Here is a 1,639-nt window from a genome sequence, read left to right as displayed (position 1 = left end):
AGAGCTTACATCACAAAAAGCCTTTATCACGCAACTTGCCTCGATTGATTTCTCTGCTGAACGTATTAGTGGTGGTAGGATTTTATCTAATAAGGGAGCGATGAAAATTGACCTAGATAACTCGGAAATTGATTTTAATGAAAACGCTCGAATTGAATTTAAGTCTGGTAAAAATGTACTCTTTAGACAACGCACACATCCTCAGAAGAAGCACAACACTATCGGAGCGTTGATGTTTAAAGATTCCGTACATGGCGGTGTTGCGACCACTTTAGGAAATACATCTCATAAATGGATCAACGAAATGACCGACAACCCATCAGATGCTGGGGCGGACGGATCTTTCGCCGGTATCAGAATATTTCGTGATAGTCGTGAAACTCCTTACGACAGGGTGGAATTAGTCGGAGACCGAATCCAATTTAGACACTCTGTGCGTCAAAATGGCGGACTACAATTTCAAACTACTGGATTCACAGTTCCTTCGCACGGGGAAGGAGGGCATGCCGGAGCGTGGAATTTAGGCGTACTACTTGAACATTTCAGACAGAATTTTGAAATAATACGCAAAAAAAACCCTTCATGGGGGCTTAATATATATGGCTTCCCATTCTACAATATCAATTCTGATCAAACAATTCCATTTGACCAATATATCTAATAAGAGGTAGCAAAATGAACGAAAGCACATACATAGCAATCATCACTGATTTAGCCAACCAATTGGCGAATAAGACAATCAACGAGGCTGAATTTAAAGCCCGACTTACTAAATCTCAGGAACATGTAGCTCAACTCGCTCAGGAAATTGAAAGCTATCGCTCTGTCCTAGAGTCTGACAAAGATTTGAAGGACCTGTTTGAAGAAATCAAAAACAAAAACGAGGTAACTAAATAATGGATTACAAAGTACAATTTAAATCATACGATGCAGTAGCTAACACTACCAAAGTAGCAATCAAGCAAGACTTTCCGTACCGTGTTTTCGAGGAAATTTTGCCAACAAACCGCACGACTGAAGATGATGCAGCACTGGTTGAAGCAGTATTGAACATCGTGCGCATGGAACTTGACACATCTGGCGCTGTGGTAGCAATCAAGAAAGAACTTGATAAGTCTGTTGAAGCTAACAAGGACGCTATTGCTAAGATCCAAGCTCTTACCAAGGACAACGAACAAAAAGCAAACCAAATCCAGAAGATCAAAGAAGTGGCAGAATGGAGCGTACTTGCTCGCGTAACTGACGTTGACCACCCACTAGACCCTACAGTATTCAAACGTGGCCTTGAGTTAGTAGACCTTGGAAAAGTTGGCGCAACTTATCCAGCACAAGCGATTTTCGCGATCGAGGATCCAAACCACGTTGAGAAATTTAGCGAAGGTAAGCGCGTGATGATCCAAGTTAACCAACCATTTACATATAATGGAGAAACACTTGAGCAACTCGCAAGCCTTGAGCAAAACGGCAAACTTGCAGTTTGGAAATGGACCGAACCAAAAGAAAACACACCTCAACCAGCGGGAGAGCTTGAGACTCAACCCGTCCAATAAGCTGGTAGCATAATAGGGGGGTGGTTTAATTGGACCTATTGGCACTAGTTGACAAATTGACTCCCGTTTTAGTCGTTATCATTCCAAGT

General features: G+C 42.0%; 3 protein-coding genes. All 3 read left to right on the top strand.

Features of this window, described 5'->3' with window-relative positions; all coding sequences use genetic code 11:
* Positions 1–661: gp58-like family protein (locus HMPREF2926_RS04870; RefSeq protein WP_218108103.1), on the top strand; the 661-nt coding region annotated here is incomplete at its 5' end.
* Positions 662–675: 14 nt separating this feature from the next.
* Positions 676–897 (top strand): hypothetical protein, encoded by a 222-nt coding sequence (locus HMPREF2926_RS04865; RefSeq protein WP_070586679.1) that lies wholly within the window; start codon positions 676–678, stop codon positions 895–897.
* Positions 897–1,550, top strand: coding sequence for a hypothetical protein (locus HMPREF2926_RS04860; RefSeq protein ID WP_070586677.1), 654 nt, complete (start codon positions 897–899; stop codon positions 1,548–1,550). The genes HMPREF2926_RS04865 and HMPREF2926_RS04860 overlap by 1 nt, the downstream gene beginning before the upstream one ends.
* The last annotated feature ends 89 nt before the right edge of the window (positions 1,551–1,639 follow it).

Origin of the sequence: Streptococcus sp. HMSC078D09, from assembly GCF_001813675.1 — a bacterium.
GTDB lineage: Bacteria > Bacillota > Bacilli > Lactobacillales > Streptococcaceae > Streptococcus.
The sequence above is the reverse complement of the archived record's forward strand: the minus strand, read 5'-3'. Positions and strand labels throughout refer to the sequence as shown.

Excerpts from the sequence above, each read along its gene's own strand:
- HMPREF2926_RS04865 (WP_070586679.1), top strand. The coding sequence starts at position 676 with ATGAACGAAAGCACATACATAGCAATCATCACTGATTTAGCCAACCAA.
- HMPREF2926_RS04860 (WP_070586677.1), top strand. The coding sequence starts at position 897 with ATGGATTACAAAGTACAATTTAAATCATACGATGCAGTAGCTAACACT.